This window comes from Shewanella sp. MTB7 (assembly GCF_027571385.1).
In the GTDB taxonomy this organism is placed as follows: Bacteria; Pseudomonadota; Gammaproteobacteria; order Enterobacterales; family Shewanellaceae; genus Shewanella.
In genome coordinates, this window is sequence record NZ_CP085636.1 from 2,079,450 (window position 1) to 2,099,349 (window position 19,900).

Consider the following 19,900-nt stretch of genomic DNA (forward strand, 5'->3'; position numbering starts at 1 on the left):
ACTGGGTGGTGCAAACAAAAAAGGGAAACTCATGTTTCCCTTTTAGTGTTTAAGCTGACGCGATGAAATTAAGAATCTGACTTAGGCGTCTGGATATAAGAGTCAAACTCGCCATCATCAGAGAAGGTGATCCCTTTGTCTGTCATGCGCTTCTTCCATAACTTACGTGCAAGTTGTTGCATATCAGTAACGGGATCGTTGCTGTCGACAATTTCTAGACCCAAAAGCGATTCGATAATATCTTCTAAAGAGACAAGACCCTCACCGGTACCGTACTCATTTACGACCATAGTAATTTTAGTACTACGCTTTGTGAGTAGTTGAAACAGTGGCAATATTTTAGCGGTTTCAGGTACAGCGATTAAATTACGTTTCAGCTCGCCTATGGTCGCTTGTGGCGTTTTACGCTCGGCAAGTAGAATTTCATCTCGGCTGACATAACCAATAACGTCGTCAGGATCTTTATTAAAAATCGGAATACGAGAAAATGGTGTTCCCTTATGTTGTTGGGAAAATTGTTCCTGTGTCATCGAAGCTGGTAGACTAAACATGACCGTTCTGGGGGTCATAATTGCAGTTACTGGCATCTCTTTGACTGATAACATTTGTGTCAGAATTTTTGACTCTTGTTCATCGAGCTCACCTGATTCTTGACCAATTTTAGCCATAGCACTCATCTCTTGACGAATGTATTGGCCTTCATCCCCTTTGCCTAATAATTGTGTTACCTGACGTGACATCCAAATCAAAGGATACATGAGTCGCTCCATCCATAGGAGGGCAACTGAGACTGACGGCGCTAAGCTGCGCCAATAGTTTGCACCGATTGTTTTTGGTATAATTTCTGAGAAAAATAGAATCAAGAAAGTCAATACCGCTGAGAACACACCCAGCATATTATCACCGAATACTTTGGCTGCTTGCGCACCAGCTACAGCCGCACCAACAGTGTGGGCTATTGTATTCAAAGTAAGAATAGAGACCAATGGTGATTCGACATTATCTTTCTGCTTTCTAAGACGATCTGCAGCACTTGGGTTGCTGTGAACCAAGTTTGCAATATAGCTCGGAGTGACAGAGAGTAAAACGGCTTCAAACACGCTGCATAGGAAAGAAACACCGATAGCAACACAAATTATAACAATGAGGGTGATCATTTAAGAGGATTATATTTGCGGACCAATATTAGTCCATCATGATTCTAACATTAAAACAAACCAGTTTCCTATTAAACACGGATTAAACATATTTTATGGGATAGCAGAGGGAAAGGGAGTATCTTAAGTATCAATGCCAGTACTGCTAGTATCACAACTAGCTAAAATAGGGTTCTGTCTGTATAATTCGCCGCCCTGTGGCGTGTATTCAGTGTTGAGGTTAGTCTAAATGAGTGAGAAGAAGATCAATTTATTGGATCTTGACCGTAAAGGGTTAAGGGCATTATTCACTGACATGGGTGAAAAGCCGTTTCGTGCCGATCAATTGATGAAGTGGATTTATCATTTTGGTGTTAGTGACTTCGAAGCGATGACTAATATTAATAAAGTATTACGCGCTAAGCTTAGTGCTCGTTGTGAGATTATTGCGCCAGAAATTTCAAGTTTTCAAAAATCTGAAGATGGCACCATTAAGTTCGCCATTAATGTAGGGCAGGGCCAAGAGATCGAAACGGTTTATATTCCAGAGGGAGACCGGGCTACCTTGTGTGTTTCTTCTCAGGTTGGTTGTGCGCTAGAGTGTACCTTTTGCTCAACTGCTCAGCAGGGATTTAACCGTAACTTAACCGTTTCAGAGATTATCGGCCAGGTTTGGCGTGTCGCTGATTTTATCGGTTTCGTTAAAGATACTGGCGAACGACCTATCACTAATGTCGTTATGATGGGAATGGGCGAGCCACTATTAAACCTTAAAAATGTGATCCCAGCGATGGACATCATGTTGGACGATTTTGGTTTCAGTCTCTCTAAGCGCCGCGTTACGTTATCAACATCAGGTGTTGTTCCCGCTTTGGATATACTCGGTGATGCTCTGGATGTGGCGCTGGCCGTCAGTATTCATGCACCAAATGACGAACTACGAGATGTACTTGTACCGGTCAACAAAAAGTATCCTCTAGAGACATTTTTAGCAGGCATTCGCCGTTACATTGCAAAATCTAATGCAAATCGTGGGCGTGTGACGGTTGAGTATGTGATGTTAGATCATATCAACGACAGTACCGACCAAGCACATGAACTTGCTAAATTAATGAAAGATACGCCCTGTAAGATTAATTTGATCCCATTTAACCCTTACCCAGGCTCTCCTTATGGTCGTTCTTCTAATTCACGTATCGATCGTTTCTCCAAAGTATTGATGGAATATGACCTGACAGTGATTGTTCGTAAGACTCGGGGAGATGATATTGACGCGGCCTGTGGTCAATTAGCCGGCGATATTAGAGACAGAACTAAACGTTTAGCGAAAAAACGCATGCAAGATAGCCAAATATCGGTCACAATAAACTAACTCATTGTAAATTTAGATAGTATAGGCTTGTTAATGACACATGGACTACCCCAAATTATGACTTTTATCGTACTCGGTATAGGGATGGTGGGTGGTTGTGTATCACAAAGTACTTATAGTGGTACCGATGTGCTGGTGACAGAGAGGCCATTTGATAATGTGTTGGCAGCGCAAAAACGAGCTCAGTTGGGGCTTACTTACTTGCGTAGGGGGAATAGCCAGCAGGCTAAATACAACTTAGATAAAGCGGTTAAGTTTGCCCCTAACATCGAAGATGTACATATTTCTATGGCTTTTTATTATCAAACGGTGGGTGATCTTGATAATGCAGAAATGTCTTATCGAAAAGCTATAGATGCTAAAGATGCCAGCGGTGATGGATTCAATAATTTTGGTGTCTTTCTCTGTCAACAAGATAAATATAAAGAATCAGAGAAAATGTTTCTTAGGGCGATAAAGATGCCCAAGTATACCCGAGCGGGTGACAGTTATGAGAATTTGGGGATCTGCAGCCGTAAGGCTGGTGAAATAGATAAAGCGCGTGAGTATTTTAGTATCGCACTTAAATATAACCCCAGAAGTCAAAGCACTCTGATTGAATTAACTGAGATTGAGATAGAACAAGATAATTATTTCGATGCCCGAGTACAATTAGCGCGTTACCATCGTTTCATTGCTCAGTCCGCGGAGAGTTTAACTTTAGGTGTGATGATAGAGCGAGCTTTAAATGATGAAGAAGCCGCCAGAGAGTTTGGCATTTTACTTTTAGCCAAGTTTCCCTCATCTAATGAGGCTAAGCTATATCGAGCCAGTATGCACTGATGACAAATAAGAAAGTCGATATGCTCAAGGATGTAGCAGACAGTAATGAAACCCAAGACACATCCGAAAAAACAACTATTGGATCCCTGTTACTAAGTGCCCGCAAGAAGCAAGGGGCAAGTATTGAAGAAATTGCAGGGCAGCTGCATCTACGGCCCTGTATTGTCCATGACATTGAAGCTGATAACTTCGATGATATGGCCTCCGCTATTTACGTTAAAGGCTATGTGAAGAACTACGCACGTATTGTTCACGTTGATACTGAAGCGATACAAAGGTGCATAGAGCGCCAATTCCCAAAGGCGACAGCGCCTGAAATGCAAAGTTTTTCTCGCAAAACCACACGTCAAGCTAGTGATGGGCGTTTAATGTTTGTCACTTATGTTATTGTCTTTATTCTATTAGCCTTGCTTGTTTTATGGTGGGTACAAAAATCGGATACTCAAGCGAGTGTGGATTTTTCACAGCCTACAATGGAAGAAATGGCTAATTCGATTCCTGAATCTTTTTCAACTGCAGAGTTACCTGATCCAAACAAGGAACGAGACTCTGGTATTGAGAGCTCAGGGATTGATGATTTAGATATTGAGCATTCAGATGCAGTCACTGCTCGGGTTCCTGCTATTGAAAGTGAGACCTTCAGTCAACAACCAGAGCTTATCCAACAAGCCCTTGAGCTTGCTACTGGCGAATCAAGTCTTAGTCTAACGTTAACCGCGGATTGTTGGATCAATGTCACCGATGCCGATGGTAAGACTTTGATTAATGATTTGGAAAAAGCGGGTAGCACACTTGATGTGAAGGGGCGTGAACCGTTCAAATTCACCTTAGGTGCGCCTCAGGCTGTTACCATTAAACTGAACAACAAGAACGTGAGCTTAGCTGATTATCCTAATGGACGAGTGGCTCGATTCAATCTTCCCTTTTCTGAGTAAAACTCAAGTTCAGAACGAAGATTAAATGATGTCGTGCGTAATGGCATCAGCAAGTACCAGACAAACAGAGTAAACAAGATGTACAACGAAAACCCGATAAAAAGACGTGCTTCAACCCGGATCTATGTGGGTGATGTTCCTATTGGTGATGGTGCACCAATAGCGGTTCAGTCGATGACAAATACCTTAACGACCGACGTCGCTGCCACTGTCGCGCAAATTAATGCTCTTGAAAAAGTAGGGGCTGATATTGTACGAGTTTCTGTGCCGACGATGGATGCTGCAGAAGCGTTTAAGCTTATCAAACAACAGACTAATATTCCTCTTATTGCTGATATACATTTCGATTATCGCATCGCACTTAAAGTGGCTGAATATGGTGTAGATTGCCTGCGTATTAATCCTGGTAATATTGGTAATGAGTCTCGAATCAAAAGTGTGGTTGATTGTGCCCGAGATAAGAATATTCCCATTCGAATTGGCATTAATGGTGGCTCTTTAGAAAAAGATTTGATGGATAAGTACAGAGAGCCAACGCCTGAGGCATTGCTAGAATCAGCAATGCGTCACGTGGATATTCTCGACAGACTTAATTTTGATCAATTTAAAGTGAGTGTCAAAGCATCCGATGTGTTCCTTGCCGTCGAAGCATATCGCTTACTGGCAAAACAGATAGTACAGCCACTTCACTTAGGTATCACAGAAGCGGGTGGTTTACGTGCAGGTTCTGTTAAATCCGCTGTGGGCCTTGGTATGCTGCTGGCCGAAGGTATTGGTGATACACTGCGTATCTCTCTTGCAGCGGATCCGATTGAAGAGATTAAAGTTGGATTTGATATCCTTAAATCACTGCGTATTCGTTCACGAGGCATCAACTTTATCGCTTGCCCATCTTGTTCTCGTCAAGAGTTTGATGTGATAAGCACGGTTAATGAACTCGAACGACGCCTCGAAGATATTGTCACACCGATGGATGTGTCCATTATTGGCTGCGTGGTCAATGGACCAGGGGAAGCTCTGGTGTCGGATATCGGTTTAACTGGTGGTAACCGCAAGAGTGGTTACTTCGATGACGGTGTTAGACAAAAAGAGCGCTTTGATAATGATAATATTGTCGATTCACTCGAAGCTAAGATCAGAGCGAAAGCGTCCATTATCAATGCGCGCATTCCAGTACAAGATTTAAGCAAATAACCTAGAGTCATGTATCAACGCTGAGCCTGTCTCGGCGTTTTTTTTGTTAGTTGGAAACAGCCTTGTTTTGCTATCCAGCGAGCGCTCAAAAATGCGCACCTTGAGGTAGCTTAGGTATATGAGATATACTGCACGGCGCTGTTAAATTTATAGTTAAATCGGACGAGTCTATACTGTGGCAAAACAGATCCAAGCTATTCGCGGAATGAATGATATTCTGCCTACCCAAAGTCCTTTATGGCAAAAACTAGAGACCGTATTAAGAGACACTGTTGCCGCATATGGTTACAGTGAAATCCGTACGCCTATCGTTGAAAGTACAGATTTGTTTAAGCGTTCAATCGGTGAAGTTACTGATATCGTTGAAAAAGAAATGTATACCTTTGATGACCGTAATGGCGATAGCTTAACGCTACGTCCAGAAGGCACAGCCTCGACGGTACGTGCGGGTAATGAACATGGTTTGCTATATAATCAAGAGCAGCGTCTCTGGTATATGGGTCCTATGTTTAGGCATGAACGCCCTCAAAAAGGTCGCTACCGTCAATTTAACCAATTTGGTGTTGAAGTTTATGGCATTGGCTCTGCCGATGTAGATGCTGAAGTCTTGATGCTATCTGCCCGTCTTTGGGAAAAACTGGGGATCGCTGATCATGTGACTCTTGAGCTTAACACTTTAGGTGATCCAGCCGAACGTACCACATACCGTAGCGCCCTTATTGAGTTCTTAGAGCAGTTTAAAGAGCAACTTGATGAAGAAAGTCAGCGCCGTATGTACACCAACCCATTACGTGTTTTAGACACTAAAAACCCTGATGTACAGGCATTATTAGTCGATGCGCCTGAGTTGATGGACTTCCTTGGTGAAGAGTCTCGGACACATTTTTCACATTTATGTGAACTCTTAGACGCTGTTGGCATCCAATACGTCATTAACCCTCGCCTAGTACGTGGTTTAGATTATTATAATCGTACTGTTTTTGAGTGGGTTACTACGAGTTTAGGCTCACAAGGTACTGTACTTGCGGGTGGGCGCTACGATGGATTAGTGGAGCAGTTAGGCGGTAAAGATACCCCAGCAGTCGGCTTTGCCATGGGGCTAGAGCGTATCGTTTTGATGCTTGAAACATTAGCGCTAACCAGCGATATTGCTTCAACTGTCGACGTATATGTGACGGCGATGGGTGATGCAAGTAAGATTGAAGCGATAAAAATTGCCGAATCACTACGAAGTGAGTTGCCTAACCTTAGGGTTATGAGTCATTGTGGCGGCGGTAACTTCAAAAAACAGATGAAGCGCGCGGATAAAAGTGGTGCCAAAATTGCGCTTGTTATAGGTGATGACGAAATTGCCAATAATCAAGTTGCAGTTAAGTACCTTCGTGAGAAAAAAGAACAAGAATTAGTTGCACGTGATGGTTTAGCAACTTATATCGCCCAGCAGATTTAAGAGGAAGATTGCGTGGAAATTTATAGCACAGAAGAACAACAAGTAGATGCTATCAAACAGTTCTGGAAAGATTATGGAACATCAATTGTCGTTGGTGCAGTCGTAGGTCTAGGTGGTTTATTCGGTTGGAACTATTATTCTGAACATAAAATAGCTCAAGCTGAATTAGCTTCTGAAGCATTCCAAACCATGACGGCTCCAGCGATGACGGATGCTGGCATGCTCGCAGCAGCTGAGACTTTTGCCCAACAGTACAATCAAAAAGGTTATCAGTCACTGTTATCGCTTATTGTTGCTAAGGCGGCTGTTGAAGCGGGTGATTTAGGTAAAGCTGAAACAACATTGAAAAGTGTCATTGTTACAGCTGCCGATACGAGTTTAGTGATGGTAGCGACAATTCGATTGGCTCGTGTTCAGGCTGAACAAGGTCAAATTGCAATCGCGATTACCACATTAGATCAAGTGTCAGATCCTGCTTTTACCGCGCAAAGAGATGAGCTTAAAGGTGATTTTCTGGTTCGCAAAGGTGATGCTGAACTCGCTAAAGCGGCTTATCAAGCTGCCGTGGATAACGGTGGAGCAACGGCAAGTCCTGCGCTACAGATGAAGCTAGATAATTTGAACAAGGCATAAGGAAGCTGCCCATGAAGTCTTGGTGCAAAACATTGCTCGCATGTGGATTGAGCTTAGGTCTATTATCGGCCTGTTCGTCAAGTGATGTAGATGAAGAGCCAGTTAGTCCTTTGCCTGAGATTGAGGCAAGTGTATTTCCAACCGTAAGCTGGAGCGCATCGACTGGCAATGGCGTCGGCCCATATTATTCACGTCTGCGTCCAGCGGTACGGTATGACAAATTATACGTTGCCGATCGTTATGGTCAGGTGACAGCCTTTGATGAAGCGACAGGCGAAACGGTCTGGCAAAAGGACTTTAGTTCTGCATTTAAGGACAATATTTTAGCTAAGAACAAAGGTGCACAAATTGCGGCTGGTGTGACTGCTGCCCGTGATAAGATCTTTATCGGTGGTGAAAGTGGCTTACTGGGTGCGCTGGATGCTGAGACTGGCGATGTTGAGTGGTCTGTTATTGCCGGTGGCGAGTTACTATCAGTGCCTACAGTTGCTGAAGATCTTGTCGTCGTCAGTACTAGTGCAGGTACGCTTGAAGCATTTAATGTCGATGATGGTGAAAAGCAGTGGGTGTATGAGTCAAAACTGCCGACATTAACACTGCGTGGAACAGGGGCTGCAAACTATGAATCCGGTGGCTTCTTTGTTGGAACCGCCGATGGTAAAATAGCCGTTGTGATTAAGAACAGTGGACAGGCAGCATGGGAACAAGCGATTTATACGCCAAAAGGCGGTAATGAGTTTACCCGCATGGCCGATATCGATATGATGCCGCTCATTATAGGCGATAACCTCTATGCCGTAAGTTTTAACGGCAATTTGGTGTCTATGGAGCTGAGAACAGGGCGGGTAGTGTGGACGCGTAAGTATTCAAGTTTTCATGAATTGGCTGACTCAGGTGTGAATCTGTTTCTTGTTGATGATCATAGTCGTATCTATTCTATTGATAGACGCAATGGTCTAGAGAACTGGAATAACACTGAGCTTGCTAATCGTGACTTAACGTCTCCAGCGGTATTTCATGATTATATTGTGGTAGGTGATTTCGAAGGTTACCTTCATTTTATTGATAAGAATGATGGTAAAATTGTTGGCCGTGTACAGGTCGACAGTTCAGGTCTGTTTAGCCAGCCTTTGGTTGTGGGTGATAACATATACGTTCAAACCCGAAACGGTGAAGTGGCTAGAATAACGCTCCCGTAAATTATTGTTTAGTCGATATATACCCTTCAGGATCACTGAATACAGTATCTTGAAGTGGTTTGGGTATTGCCCCTGGAAGCGATTTCTGGGGGCTTTTTGTTTACTAAATCGAAGTTTTTTCGTTTTTAATATTTTAAAAAATTTGTAGATAGAGGCATAAAAATGATTCCAGTAGTGGCCCTTGTTGGTCGTCCGAATGTCGGTAAGTCGACCTTATTTAACCGCCTAACGCGAACGCGTGATGCTTTGGTGGCCGACTATCCTGGGCTAACTCGGGATCGTAAGTATGGTCGTGCTCATTTGTCAGGTTATGAGTTCATTGTTGTTGATACTGGTGGTATCGATGGTACTGAGGAGGGGATTGAAGTTCACATGGCTGAGCAGTCTATGGCTGCCATTGAAGAAGCTGATGTGGTCTTATTCTTGACTGATGCTAGAGCGGGTCTTACAGCTGCAGATCACGCTATTGCAGACCATCTACGACGTCGTGAAAAAACCACCTTTGTTGTTGCCAATAAGGTTGATGGTATCGATGCTGATTCGGCATGTGCTGAATTTTGGGCCCTCGGCTTAGGCGAAGTCTACCAGATGGCAGCTGCGCAAGGCCGTGGTGTGACCAACATGATTGAATACGCACTTGCTCCTTATGCAGAAGCCTTAGGTCTAACTCGTGATACTGATGAAGGTGATGGCGAAAATGAAGAGGATAAAGAGTATACTGAAGAGGATGCAGAAGCCGATCAAAAGCGTCTGCAAGACTTACCGATTAAACTTGCCATTATTGGTAAACCAAATGTGGGTAAATCTACTTTAACCAACCGTATTTTAGGTGAAGAGCGTGTCGTCGTGTATGACGAGCCGGGTACGACTCGAGACAGTATTTACATTCCGATGGAACGTGATGGGCGTGAGTACATCCTCATCGATACCGCCGGTGTTCGCCGTCGCAGTAAGGTTAATGAAACCGTAGAGAAATTCTCGGTCATTAAAACCCTTAAAGCGGTTGAAGACAGTAACGTCGTATTACTCATCGTTGATGCCCGAGAAGGGATTGCCGAACAAGACTTAGGCCTATTAGGCTTCGTACTTAACTCTGGCCGTGCACTGGTTATTGCCGTCAATAAATGGGATGGCATCGATCAAGGTATTAAAGACAGAGTCAAGAGTGAACTTGATCGCCGTCTAGGCTTTATCGACTTTGCTCGTATTCATTTTATTTCGGCGCTTCATGGTACTGGCGTAGGTCATCTTTTTGAATCCGTTCAAGAAGCCTATGAAAGTGCGACCCGCCGTGTGAGTACTTCTATGTTGACCCGTATCATGCAGATGGCACAGGATGATCATCAGCCACCTATGGTGAATGGCCGTCGTGTTAAGCTTAAGTATGCTCATGCTGGTGGTTACAACCCGCCAATCGTGGTTGTACACGGTAACCAGGTGAAGAGGCTACCTGATTCATATAAGCGCTTTATGATGAACTACTACCGTCGTTCACTGAAAGTGATGGGTACACCAATTCAAGTTCGTTTCCAAGACGGTGAGAACCCATTTGAAGGGTTACACACTAAGAGGCTGACAGTAAGCCAAGAACGTCGTCGTAAGCGTATGATGACGCACATCAAAGATAAAAAGTAGAGTTTGATTCTATTATGAAACCACTCTGAATGAGCTCAGGGTGGTTTCATTCGTTCTTCGTCAGTTCCTGTCAGATATTATCTTGAGTGTGTTTTGCTTTGAGCTTGAGCCAATCCACAAAGAGTTTAGCTTTGGGGTTTAGTTCACGGTCAAGAGAGGCGAGGTAATAAGTCTGTTCGCATCTCACCTGCAAACCTGCAAAAGGGGCGATGAGTTCACCACGGATAATGCGTTTACTGACCAACTGTCCGCGTCCCATAGCGACCCCAGTATGATTCATGGCAGCGATGACCGCTAAATCCGAGCGATCAAATCTTACCGAACGGTCAATCTCTTCGACATTCAACCCTTGTTTGTCAGCCCAAAATTTCCACTCATCACAATCTGAGTCGTACTCCCATGCCTGATTATCATGCAGTAAGGTGCAGTGGCTTAAATGTTCTGGCTTGCCGATAAGATCATGTTCAGCAGCATATTCTGGGCTACAGACTGGCATGATGGTTTCATCCATCAAATGTTGGCAATATAGTTTACTGCGCGGTTGATTGTCGTAATAAATAGCGAGATCTATCTGATCACCATTAAAATTAATATTTTCATTACCAGTAAGAATATTGATGGATATCGCGGGATATTGGCGACAAAAATCAGCAATTTTAGGGACCAGCCAACATTGGGCAATTGATGGTCGAGAGTACACCGTAAGCTTGCCAGACACCTCTTGATTTTTGATCTCAAATACTTCTTGATTCAAACTGCGCAGGCTATCTTTTAACTTTAAAAATAGTCTTTTACCATCTTTGGTTAATTCTATACGGCGATGAAATCGTGAAAATAATTTAAAACCTAGCTCAGCCTCCAGCGCTGTTACTCTATGGCTTACGGCCGAAGGGCTGACACATAACTCTTCAGCTGCCAGTGAGAATGACTGATGACGGGCAACAACTTCAAAGGTGTGTAACTTTGCAAGTTGATAACTGCTGAGCAAGCGGTTGCGAGTAAAAACATCTTGTTGGGAATACATGACTGACTTCTCATTTCTTGATCTTCATATTTTACCTTAGGCAGTGTTTAACCGCTGAACATATCAACGAGGCTGTGATGGGGGTCACGTGATGTGATTTTTCGTGAGTGATGCTGATCTCTTGTCGCAATCTGGCTCATGTCAGTGAAGATTTATATCTTTTGTCACTCCTTAGGGAATTAGCTTTAATAGCGTCACTTTATTTCAATCATGAGAAACACCATGGAGTCGCAACTCTGGATTATCGGTACTTTGCTTAGCAGCATTTTGTTGATTGTTGTCAGTATAGTGAAGTTCAAATTACACCCCTTTCTTGGCCTTTTATTAGCCAGCTTCTTTGTTGGCGGTATGATGGGAATGGCGCCACTGGAGATGATCAAAGCCATGGAGTCTGGCATAGGTGGTACTTTAGGCTTTCTGGCTATCGTCATTGGCCTAGGTACGATTTTGGGTAAGATGATGGAGATCTCTGGCGCAGCGGAGCGTATAGGTTTAACCTTACTTAAGTCTCGCTACCTGAGCCCTGATGTCATCATGGTGCTTGTCGGTCTTATCTGCGGTATTACTTTGTTCGTCGAAGTGGGTGTGGTCTTGTTGATCCCATTAGCTTTCTCGATCGCCCGTAAAACCAATACTTCGCTGCTGAAACTAGCCATCCCATTGTGTACCGCGTTGATGGCCGTACACTGTATCGTACCACCGCATCCTGCTGCACTCTATGTGACGAATGCACTCGGTGCTGATGTAGGTTCAGTTATCATTTGGGGCCTATTAATTGGTCTAGCAGCGTCTTTGATTGGTGGTCCACTGTTCCTTAAGATTTGTGGAAAAAAGCTGCCACACCTGCCAGTTCCTGCTCAATTCAGTGAGGTTTCAGCCCGTAAAGAAAGTGAGCTGCCGGCATTGAGCACGACACTGTTCACTATCTTGTTGCCGATCATCTTAATGTTGGTCAAAACCGTGGCTGAACTTTATATGACGCCAGGCACTACACTTTACACTACGCTGGAGTTTGTCGGTAATCCGATAACAGCCATGTTTATTGCAGCATTTGCTGCTTATTATCTACTTGGTCTGCGTAACAAGATGACCATGAGTACCCTGCTCACCAAAACAGAAGATTCCTTTGCTTCTATTGCCAATATATTACTGATTATTGGTGCTGGAGGCGCGTTTAATGGCGTGCTAAGTGGCAGCGGAATGGGTGACAGCCTAGCGCAAATTTTAGCTAATTTGGACATGCATCCCGTGTTACTGGCTTGGTTGGTTGCCATCATATTACATGCAGCGGTTGGTTCTGCAACGGTTGCTATGATGGGCGCTACCGCGATTGTATCGCCACTGTTGGTGCTTTATCCCGATTTGAACCCTGTGATCGTCACCTTAGCCATTGGTTCTGGCGCGATTGGTTGCACCATAGTGACTGACTCCTTGTTCTGGCTAGTCAAGCAGTATACTGGGGCGACCATGAAACAAACTTTTATGTATTACACCACAGCAACCTTTATTGCTTCTCTAGTGGCGCTGGCTGCAACTTTCGCTTTGTCTTATGTCATTTAACCCTGAGAGTGGATCTAAAATAATGAATACTGTACAACTAATAAAAGATTTCCCTTTGCTTAATCAGCTTATTAAGCTTGAAGAAGTCAGCTGGTTTGAGACTAAAGCGACAGTCTTGGCTGAAGCATTACCTTTTGTAGGATTGAATGAAGATGATGTAGCCGATGCTAGCGCTCGTTTGCAGCGCTTTGCGCCATACCTAGCTCTAGCGTTTCCTGAAACCGCAGTGACTAAGGGCATTATAGAGTCTGAAATGGTGGCAATCCCGCAGATGAAGATGGCACTAGAAAATCAATATGGGCAGAAGATCGCTGGTCAACTGATGCTGAAAAAAGACAGCCATCTGCCTATATCTGGTTCTATCAAGGCGCGAGGTGGTATTTATGAAGTTCTCACTCATGCAGAAAAACTGGCTATCGCGGCGGGGAAATTAACAGAATCAGATGATTACCAGATGCTTTTCACTGATGAGATGCGCAGCTTCTTTGGCGACTACAGTATTGCAGTAGGCTCAACGGGTAATCTGGGTATGTCTATTGGCATCATGAGCGCTAAGCTGGGCTTTAAGGTCAGCGTCCATATGTCTGCGGATGCAAGGCAGTGGAAGAAAGATAAACTGCGTAGCCATGGCGTGATAGTACATGAATATGAGCAGGACTATGGTGTTGCTGTTGAGCAAGGTCGTAAAGCTGCAGAGTCAGATCTTAACTGCTTTTTCATCGACGACGAAAACTCTCGAACATTATTTTTAGGTTACTCTGTGGCAGGTGAACGATTGAAAGCTCAATTTGAGACCTCAGGGATCCCAGTTGATGTTGAGCATCCGCTGTTTGTTTATCTGCCTTGTGGAGTAGGTGGTGGTCCTGGCGGAGTCGCTTTTGGGCTTAAACTTGCATTTGGCGACCATGTTCATTGTTTCTTTGCTGAACCAACTCATTCACCCTGTATGTTACTTGGGGTGCACACGGGTTTGCACGATGGTATTGCAGTACAAGACCTAGGTATTGATAACATTACCGCCGCAGATGGCTTAGCTGTCGGTCGCGCATCAGGCTTTGTTGGCCGTGCGATGGAGCGTATGTTAGATGGCTACTACACGTTAAGTGATCAGCATATGTATGATCTGCTCGGACTACTTGATAAGAGTGAGAGTATTAAACTAGAGCCGTCAGCATTAGCGGGTATGCCAGGAGCGCTCAGAGTGAGCGCTGATTCAGAGTATCAGATTCGTATGGGGCTTACACCTCAAATGATGGCGAACTCTACCCATTTGGTATGGGCAACTGGTGGCGGAATGGTGCCGACAGAAGAGATGGCTAAATATTTAGCCAGATCGGCAAGCTAAATAGACCTAGCAGAGTTAAGACTTTAAGTCTTAACTCTGTCATAAATTTATTTTCGTGAGATCTATTCTACTTCCCTTCAACTGCTCTGAGCTTAACGCTTATCTTATTTTCTCCCTCCTAAGTTCTGATTGTTTTGCACAGTAAGTCATCAATATTAATCGCGGTCTCCTGTTGAAGTATTGTATTGGTAATTTCGGTAAAAGCAGTTGATTAAGCTTGCTCTCAGGGTTTTTGGCTTGCTTAATCGTGTCTCAGTCGATATTTTAGCTAATAATGGTGGCAATGTACCGTAGGCGTAACATCGAAACAAAATCATCATTTCTATATTTTCTTTACCATTCATTAAGGGAGTAATAATGAGATTTATTTTATTGTTTTTGATTACTATAGCGCTGACAGGTTGTTCTTGGGTAGCATGGCGAGGTTATGATGACCCAATAATGACTCCAGCACCTGGCAGTTATGTAAAAGTGCCAGGGGGGTGTTTTGATATTGGCGTTCAGAATTTAAACGCAAAGCAAAAGCTAGCCATTCTTGGGGCGGCAAAGACAGTTTGTTCCGTGTGGATGAGTGAAGGTTTTAAAGCGCGAGTCATGTCACAAGAGTGGCTGGCCAGCTGTGATTTGAAGGCTAGCGACTCTAAAGACTTTATCTCTGGCAGTGAGGTGTACCATTTGTTGGAGAAACAGAGACCAGAAGTATTTTCGGTTAACCCTAAAGATCCTTGGATGGCCATCGCTCAAGCTCAAAGATCCGATACTGACCATACACGTAACAGAGTGGCGATACAGCCTTCAAGGATCAATCTATGGTATGCAGCAGAGGGTGTAGATCGCGGCGCACTAATCAATACGCTTGCCCATGAGTTAACCCACCTTAAGTCATCCCTATTTCGAGACCGCGGTCATGGTTCTAATGACTGCCCCGATGTTAAACTCGTTAGTTACGGTATCGGTAATTTAACTGAAGAGCTGGCCAAATAATCTGAACACGGTTTAAACCAGAGTGTTTCATTGACGCTTACGGGTGTTGATCTTTTTCTCATTAAAGAGGTTAAAGTAAATTCGCTTTGGCCTCTTTATTTGTGTGAAGCTTGGTTCATTTTTATTTATCAAATCTTAATATTAAGCTTATTTGGCTTTTAGATTGTAATGTTAAGTTGAACAGAACATATAGGTGTTGGAATGAGTGTGGAGCATTTTAAGGGTAAATATGAAGTTGAGCTTAAGTATCGGTTGAATTCGAAAACTGATTTTTTGCGAACATTAAATACGCTCTCTTATGAGATAATGTTTGAGGACAATACGGATTCAGATTGGTATTTTGATACGCCAGAGCAGACGCTTCTGTCGGAGAAAAAGAGCCTTTGCATACGAGAAGTTGAACCATTTGGCATCAAGTTGTGGATTGTTAAAGGGCCTGAGCTCGATCGCTGTGAGGCGACCAATATTACCAATTCTGATGCTGCTAAAAGCATGTTGATGAATATGGGCTACCAAGTTTCTCTTGTCATGAAAAAAACACGCAGCATTTATTTTATTGGCCAGTTTCATATCACGTTAGATTATCTTGAAGGGATTGGCGATTTTGCTGAGTTTGCGATTATGACTAATGACGAATCTCAGCTTGAAGCTTATAGGTACGAGCTGGAAGGTTTAGCGCGAAAATTCAGCCTCAATACTGCCGATCTTGAGCACAAATCATATCGCACCCTATTCACTGAAAATCAGTAACAACTTGATATTTAATATATTAGATAACATTGGGATCTCTCTGTACCATGGACGATAGCAGTGCACCTTATCGTCCATGGTACAGAGCTGATTTGTTAGCGCTTTACGCAAACAAATATAGCATTACCAGAAACCTGATCCCAAGGGGCGATTTTGTCATAATTATGTTCAAAAATATGCACCTCAAAATAGGGTTGTAATAGTTGCTCTAGCTCATCAAAACCGATGGCTACCATGGGATGCTCATCATGCCAAACTTGAGTATTATCTAATGTACTTTTTTCAATGCAGAGTTTCAGTGATTGCCTCTCACCTTCTCCGCAGTAATTCCAACCTGAAGTGAAGGTAAAGTGACTGTCACCATATTCAGCAGTGTGTCTAACAAAGATGCTATTATCTATCTCACTTTTGCCCACGGTATTAAAGCAAAATACTCCCTTCTCAGTGAGTGCGTTGTACACACTAAAGATGCAGTCATTCAATTTTTCAATCCCATCACTGTAGTGAATGGAGTAAAGAAAGCAGCTGATTAAATCTAATGGTTGCTCAACGTAAAAGTCACACATATCCCCTAAGATAAACTCAGCCTCTGGGCAGCGCATTTGAGCTAAGTCTAACATGGGCTGATTGATATCTAATCCACGACTTTGAAACCCACTATCGATAAAGTGTCGAATATGAGGTCCTGTACCACAAGCTAGATCCAAATGGGCGATACCACCATTGCCGAATAGTCGATGTAATCTGCGGATATGATCGCTTTGTGCTTGGTAATTGATGTCCGCACACATTAAATCGTAGTAGTCGGATAAGTCAGAATATAACGCGGTTGAAGATGTACTTCTATTTTGAGTGAGGGACAAGGGGTTTTACCAGCAAAATAAAGGGTGGCGAATATTATATTAATCGCCCTAAATTGCGAAGTGGATAGAGAGTGGTTCAGCTGATGATTTTATCAAGATTGTGATGCAACAAACCTTTTAGAGCCTCTTATAACCATCTCTTGATAGTTTTACCCTGTTTGTCTAAGCTCATATCCAGATGAAGCTGGGCTAATGAATGATGAGCTGTTGTGAAATTGTTTAACCTTGAGTTTGGCAATCAAAAGCACGCCTGAGTGACAAAGCACACATAACTAAGCAATATCTGTGGGAGACAATTTGAGTTTACGTATAATCGAGCCCAATTTGCCATAGAGAGTAGAGTATGCAATCCCTTTACCTACGAGATGATTGTGTCATTGTCGCGGTCAATGACGACAATTTAATGCCATTATTAGCGTTATCTCTAGCACCAGCACAGCAAGGGTTTATTGAAACCATCAGTGATTGTTTAGCGGAAGCGAAACATGAGCATCGCTTTATTCCCGTAGCATTATATTATCACCAGCAACTTGTTGGTTTTGCAATGTTTGGTGAGTTTCATGAACCGCAACAGCGGATTTGGTTTGATCGATTTTTAATTGATATTCACTTTCAAGGTCAAGGACTGGGTAAACGTTTTGCTGAGTTAGTGATGAGTTATTTATATCAACGTTATAGCGTCAATGAACTTTATTTAAGTGTGTATGCTGACAACCTTCATGCCATCAAGCTATACCAACAACTCGGCTTTGCTTTCAATGGTGAGCAAGACCACAATGGTGAGTTAGTCATGTGTTGTATCTATTGATAAATGTCCCTTGTTTAAAGTATGGTGTGGCACATATGTTAAAAGGCTTTGTAAACCAATAGCATATTGAAAGCTTGCTACAAACTCAGTTTATGTTGCTTGAATATGAGCTTTAGGCTGAGTTTGGTACTGGATTTGATTGTTGAAAGCACTGGACGAGGTCTCTACTGTTATCGCAACGAGAATTCCGCCAAGCATGATTCCAAAAGCAGCGATAAACACAGAGATTATCTTTGATGCTTTTTTTAGCGGCTTAATATCACCGTATCCAACAGTTAAAGCTGTGATAAAGGCCCAATATATCGCATCAAATTTGCTCCAGGATTCAATGTGTCCAACCATTAGCCCTAAAAATACGATTAACATAACCATCATTATCAATATTGGGGACATAAGGTAAACGCCCAACGAAAATATTTGAATAAATGTAAACCTGCTGTTTTGCAAAGATAATTAACTAGATAGCCAAATAATGCCAACAAGTGCTTTACCACTGAGTTCTGTAAGTACCACGGAGAAAGCAGCAGCGACAATCATAGTTGCTGTCAACTATAGTACTTTCTGTTTATCTACTCGTTCCTGATTTTAATTTAAGGTGTAGTGAGCTTGTTCACTATTAATCTTGTCTCTTATCAGGAGTGAGTAAAATGAAAAAAGTCATATTTTATATATTTTGGATTACCTTCAGTTCAATAATATTGATGGCTCAGGGATCATGAGTATTATTAACTTTGTTATCGTGGCAGTATTTATCGTTTCATTTGTGTTACTCATCACTCCTAAATTAACAAATCAAAAAGCATGGTCCGCTACCGTGACTCCACTTGCTTCAATTATAGGTAGCGGATTTTTAGTTTCAGTGCCACTGCTTGCAAGTGCAATCGGAATTTGGGCTGTATTGGCGATTATAGTGTTGACAGCACTAACTTATTTGATAGGCGGAGCGATCAGATATAATATTCACTTCGGTGATACCATGTTTAAATCTCCTAAAATCAGTCTTGGGATCAAGACTGTAGAAACTTTGTCTCATTTGGTTCTCATTGGTGCATATTTTATTTCTGTCGGCTATTACTTAGTCTTGTTGTCAGTATTTAGTTTTAAACTATTGGGCTTGGATGACCCATTTTTAGGTAAAGTGATTGCTAGTGCTATCGTGGTTCTAATCTGTGCAGTTGGCACATTTAAAGGATTATCAGGCGTTGAGAAAGCTGAAAAATACACAGTTAGCGCAAATCTAGCCGCTATTGCAGCTATGCTCATCGGTTTGCTGATTTTTGGATTTGATTTACCGAATGGATACAGCTGGAGTGCTGCCGCTAAGCAAGATCATGCCTATGATTGGGATACTCTCCGTTTCGTGATGGGCTTGTTAGTCATAGTTCAAGGGTTTGAAATTACGCGATTCATGGGACAGATGTACGATGCTGAAACGAGAATTTCTGCCATGAAACGATCGCAAAAAATCTCTTCAATTGTGTATGTCGTTTTCTTTATTTTGATGGTGCCTCTATTTCCTTATTTTCCTTTAAAAGCTGATGTCGCGGGCGTTATAGAAGTATTAGGTCGGGTAACACCTTGGTTACCATTTATTGTCATGGGGGGAGCGATTGCTAGCCAGTTTAGTGCATCCGTTGCCGACTCTATAGGTGCTAGCGGGTTAATCAGCGATACAACGCATCAGAAGATCACCCCAAAGCGTGCTTATATCCTCATCGGTTTGGCATCGGTGTTTGTCATTTGGGAAACGGATGTTCTGTCTATTATTACTTTAGCCTCACGCGCTTTTGCACTTTTTTATGGGCTGCAATGTGTGGTCGCAAGTTTAATTGCGCGTGATCGCAGTGAGCTTAGACGTTCGTTTGGCTACGGTTTTCTGGCCCTATTGGCATTTTCAATTGCTATTTTAGGCATTCCAGCAGGAGGCTAACTTGTCACGTGCAAATGATGGAGTACAACCACGTTCAGTGAGTGGCTGAATGTGTGGGGGAAGGTTGTCCATCATTATCATTTAATGTCTTCTGTAAGAAATTGATATCAACGAAGCTATGGTATTCAGCAAATCACCAAATACCAATCCAGCCCAATGAACCCAATGGCAGTTTATAGAGGGAGTTTATAGAGGGAGTTTATAGTGCCAGCCATGTTCTATGCGTGATTTTAATTGTTGGACTGACGAAGAAGTCGTTG

18 protein-coding genes are annotated in these 19,900 nt (G+C 42.8%); 14 read left to right on the top strand and 4 right to left on the bottom strand.

Annotated features, from left to right (window positions below; all coding sequences use genetic code 11):
- Positions 1-68: 68 nt before the first annotated feature.
- On the bottom strand, positions 69-1,157 hold the full coding sequence (locus HWQ47_RS08800; protein WP_269970767.1) for a CNNM domain-containing protein: 1,089 nt from the start codon (positions 1,155-1,157) through the stop codon (positions 69-71).
- A 229-nt stretch (positions 1,158-1,386) separates the two neighbouring features.
- Between HWQ47_RS08800 and HWQ47_RS08805 the strand changes: the two genes are divergently transcribed.
- From HWQ47_RS08805 to der, 8 genes are all read left to right on the top strand, one after another.
- On the top strand, positions 1,387-2,508 hold the full coding sequence (locus tag HWQ47_RS08805) for a bifunctional tRNA (adenosine(37)-C2)-methyltransferase TrmG/ribosomal RNA large subunit methyltransferase RlmN (protein WP_269970768.1): 1,122 nt from the start codon (positions 1,387-1,389) through the stop codon (positions 2,506-2,508).
- 33 nt (positions 2,509-2,541) lie between these two features.
- Positions 2,542-3,330: a type IV pilus biogenesis/stability protein PilW gene (gene pilW, locus HWQ47_RS08810; protein WP_269970769.1), complete on the top strand. Its 789-nt coding sequence runs from the start codon at positions 2,542-2,544 to the stop codon at positions 3,328-3,330.
- Positions 3,330-4,265 carry a RodZ domain-containing protein gene (locus HWQ47_RS08815; protein WP_269970770.1) on the top strand — a complete coding sequence of 312 codons (936 nt, stop codon included), beginning with the start codon at positions 3,330-3,332 and terminating at the stop codon, positions 4,263-4,265. Before pilW ends, HWQ47_RS08815 begins: the two co-directional genes overlap by 1 nt.
- A gap of 78 nt (positions 4,266-4,343) precedes the next feature.
- Complete coding sequence (gene ispG, locus HWQ47_RS08820) at positions 4,344-5,459, top strand: flavodoxin-dependent (E)-4-hydroxy-3-methylbut-2-enyl-diphosphate synthase (protein ID WP_269970771.1); 1,116 nt, start codon at positions 4,344-4,346, stop codon at positions 5,457-5,459.
- Between the two features lie 175 nt (positions 5,460-5,634).
- The gene (hisS, locus tag HWQ47_RS08825) at positions 5,635-6,909 is read left to right on the top strand and encodes a histidine--tRNA ligase (protein ID WP_269970772.1); all 1,275 of its coding nucleotides are present in this window, start codon (positions 5,635-5,637) and stop codon (positions 6,907-6,909) included.
- A 12-nt stretch (positions 6,910-6,921) separates the two neighbouring features.
- On the top strand, positions 6,922-7,542 hold the full coding sequence (locus tag HWQ47_RS08830; protein ID WP_269970773.1) for a tetratricopeptide repeat protein: 621 nt from the start codon (positions 6,922-6,924) through the stop codon (positions 7,540-7,542).
- An 11-nt stretch (positions 7,543-7,553) separates the two neighbouring features.
- Positions 7,554-8,741, top strand: a complete 1,188-nt coding sequence (gene bamB, locus HWQ47_RS08835; RefSeq protein ID WP_269970774.1) for an outer membrane protein assembly factor BamB — start codon at positions 7,554-7,556, stop codon at positions 8,739-8,741.
- A 162-nt stretch (positions 8,742-8,903) separates the two neighbouring features.
- A complete protein-coding gene (der, locus tag HWQ47_RS08840; protein ID WP_269970775.1) occupies positions 8,904-10,376 on the top strand; it encodes a ribosome biogenesis GTPase Der in 1,473 nt (490 codons plus the stop codon).
- 70 nt (positions 10,377-10,446) lie between these two features.
- Here der and dsdC read toward each other — a convergent pair whose 3' ends face one another.
- The gene (dsdC, locus tag HWQ47_RS08845) at positions 10,447-11,400 is read right to left on the bottom strand and encodes a DNA-binding transcriptional regulator DsdC (protein ID WP_269970776.1); all 954 of its coding nucleotides are present in this window, start codon (positions 11,398-11,400) and stop codon (positions 10,447-10,449) included.
- 222 nt (positions 11,401-11,622) lie between these two features.
- On the opposite strand from dsdC, the gene dsdX reads away from it, so the two are divergent.
- The 4 genes from dsdX (at position 11,623) to HWQ47_RS08865 (ending at position 16,039) form a co-directional block, all read left to right on the top strand.
- The gene (gene dsdX / locus HWQ47_RS08850; protein ID WP_269970777.1) at positions 11,623-12,960 is read left to right on the top strand and encodes a D-serine transporter DsdX; all 1,338 of its coding nucleotides are present in this window, start codon (positions 11,623-11,625) and stop codon (positions 12,958-12,960) included.
- Positions 12,961-12,982: 22 nt separating this feature from the next.
- Entirely contained in the window at positions 12,983-14,305 is a 1,323-nt protein-coding gene (locus HWQ47_RS08855; RefSeq protein WP_269970778.1) for a D-serine ammonia-lyase, read from the top strand.
- Positions 14,306-14,662: 357 nt separating this feature from the next.
- A complete protein-coding gene (locus HWQ47_RS08860; RefSeq protein WP_269970779.1) occupies positions 14,663-15,289 on the top strand; it encodes a hypothetical protein in 627 nt (208 codons plus the stop codon).
- Positions 15,290-15,490: 201 nt separating this feature from the next.
- Positions 15,491-16,039: a class IV adenylate cyclase gene (locus HWQ47_RS08865; RefSeq protein WP_269970780.1), complete on the top strand. Its 549-nt coding sequence runs from the start codon at positions 15,491-15,493 to the stop codon at positions 16,037-16,039.
- A 95-nt stretch (positions 16,040-16,134) separates the two neighbouring features.
- On the opposite strand, the gene HWQ47_RS08870 is transcribed toward HWQ47_RS08865, so the two are convergent.
- Complete coding sequence (locus tag HWQ47_RS08870; RefSeq protein ID WP_269971706.1) at positions 16,135-16,830, bottom strand: class I SAM-dependent DNA methyltransferase; 696 nt, start codon at positions 16,828-16,830, stop codon at positions 16,135-16,137.
- A gap of 415 nt (positions 16,831-17,245) precedes the next feature.
- On the opposite strand from HWQ47_RS08870, the gene HWQ47_RS08875 reads away from it, so the two are divergent.
- Complete coding sequence (locus HWQ47_RS08875; RefSeq protein WP_269970781.1) at positions 17,246-17,710, top strand: GNAT family N-acetyltransferase; 465 nt, start codon at positions 17,246-17,248, stop codon at positions 17,708-17,710.
- 90 nt (positions 17,711-17,800) lie between these two features.
- Here the strand turns inward: HWQ47_RS08875 and HWQ47_RS08880 are convergent, their stop codons facing one another.
- Positions 17,801-18,076, bottom strand: coding sequence for a potassium channel family protein (locus HWQ47_RS08880; protein ID WP_269970782.1), 276 nt, complete (start codon positions 18,074-18,076; stop codon positions 17,801-17,803).
- A gap of 349 nt (positions 18,077-18,425) precedes the next feature.
- On the opposite strand from HWQ47_RS08880, the gene HWQ47_RS08885 reads away from it, so the two are divergent.
- Positions 18,426-19,640, top strand: a complete 1,215-nt coding sequence (locus tag HWQ47_RS08885) for a hypothetical protein (RefSeq protein ID WP_269970783.1) — start codon at positions 18,426-18,428, stop codon at positions 19,638-19,640.
- Positions 19,641-19,900: the final 260 nt, after the last annotated feature.

Bases quoted from the DNA above. Each gene is read 5' to 3' on its own strand.
- HWQ47_RS08800 (WP_269970767.1), bottom strand. From the start codon at position 1,157: ATGATCACCCTCATTGTTATAATTTGTGTTGCTATCGGTGTTTCTTTC.
- HWQ47_RS08805 (WP_269970768.1), top strand. From the start codon at position 1,387: ATGAGTGAGAAGAAGATCAATTTATTGGATCTTGACCGTAAAGGGTTA.
- pilW (WP_269970769.1), top strand. From the start codon at position 2,542: ATGACACATGGACTACCCCAAATTATGACTTTTATCGTACTCGGTATA.
- HWQ47_RS08815 (WP_269970770.1), top strand. From the start codon at position 3,330: ATGACAAATAAGAAAGTCGATATGCTCAAGGATGTAGCAGACAGTAAT.
- ispG (WP_269970771.1), top strand. From the start codon at position 4,344: ATGTACAACGAAAACCCGATAAAAAGACGTGCTTCAACCCGGATCTAT.
- bamB (WP_269970774.1), top strand. From the start codon at position 7,554: ATGAAGTCTTGGTGCAAAACATTGCTCGCATGTGGATTGAGCTTAGGT.
- der (WP_269970775.1), top strand. From the start codon at position 8,904: ATGATTCCAGTAGTGGCCCTTGTTGGTCGTCCGAATGTCGGTAAGTCG.
- dsdC (WP_269970776.1), bottom strand. From the start codon at position 11,400: ATGTATTCCCAACAAGATGTTTTTACTCGCAACCGCTTGCTCAGCAGT.
- dsdX (WP_269970777.1), top strand. From the start codon at position 11,623: ATGGAGTCGCAACTCTGGATTATCGGTACTTTGCTTAGCAGCATTTTG.
- HWQ47_RS08855 (WP_269970778.1), top strand. From the start codon at position 12,983: ATGAATACTGTACAACTAATAAAAGATTTCCCTTTGCTTAATCAGCTT.
- HWQ47_RS08860 (WP_269970779.1), top strand. From the start codon at position 14,663: ATGAGATTTATTTTATTGTTTTTGATTACTATAGCGCTGACAGGTTGT.
- HWQ47_RS08865 (WP_269970780.1), top strand. From the start codon at position 15,491: ATGAGTGTGGAGCATTTTAAGGGTAAATATGAAGTTGAGCTTAAGTAT.
- HWQ47_RS08870 (WP_269971706.1), bottom strand. From the start codon at position 16,830: ATGTGTGCGGACATCAATTACCAAGCACAAAGCGATCATATCCGCAGA.
- HWQ47_RS08875 (WP_269970781.1), top strand. From the start codon at position 17,246: ATGCAATCCCTTTACCTACGAGATGATTGTGTCATTGTCGCGGTCAAT.
- HWQ47_RS08880 (WP_269970782.1), bottom strand. From the start codon at position 18,076: ATGTTAATCGTATTTTTAGGGCTAATGGTTGGACACATTGAATCCTGG.
- HWQ47_RS08885 (WP_269970783.1), top strand. From the start codon at position 18,426: ATGAGTATTATTAACTTTGTTATCGTGGCAGTATTTATCGTTTCATTT.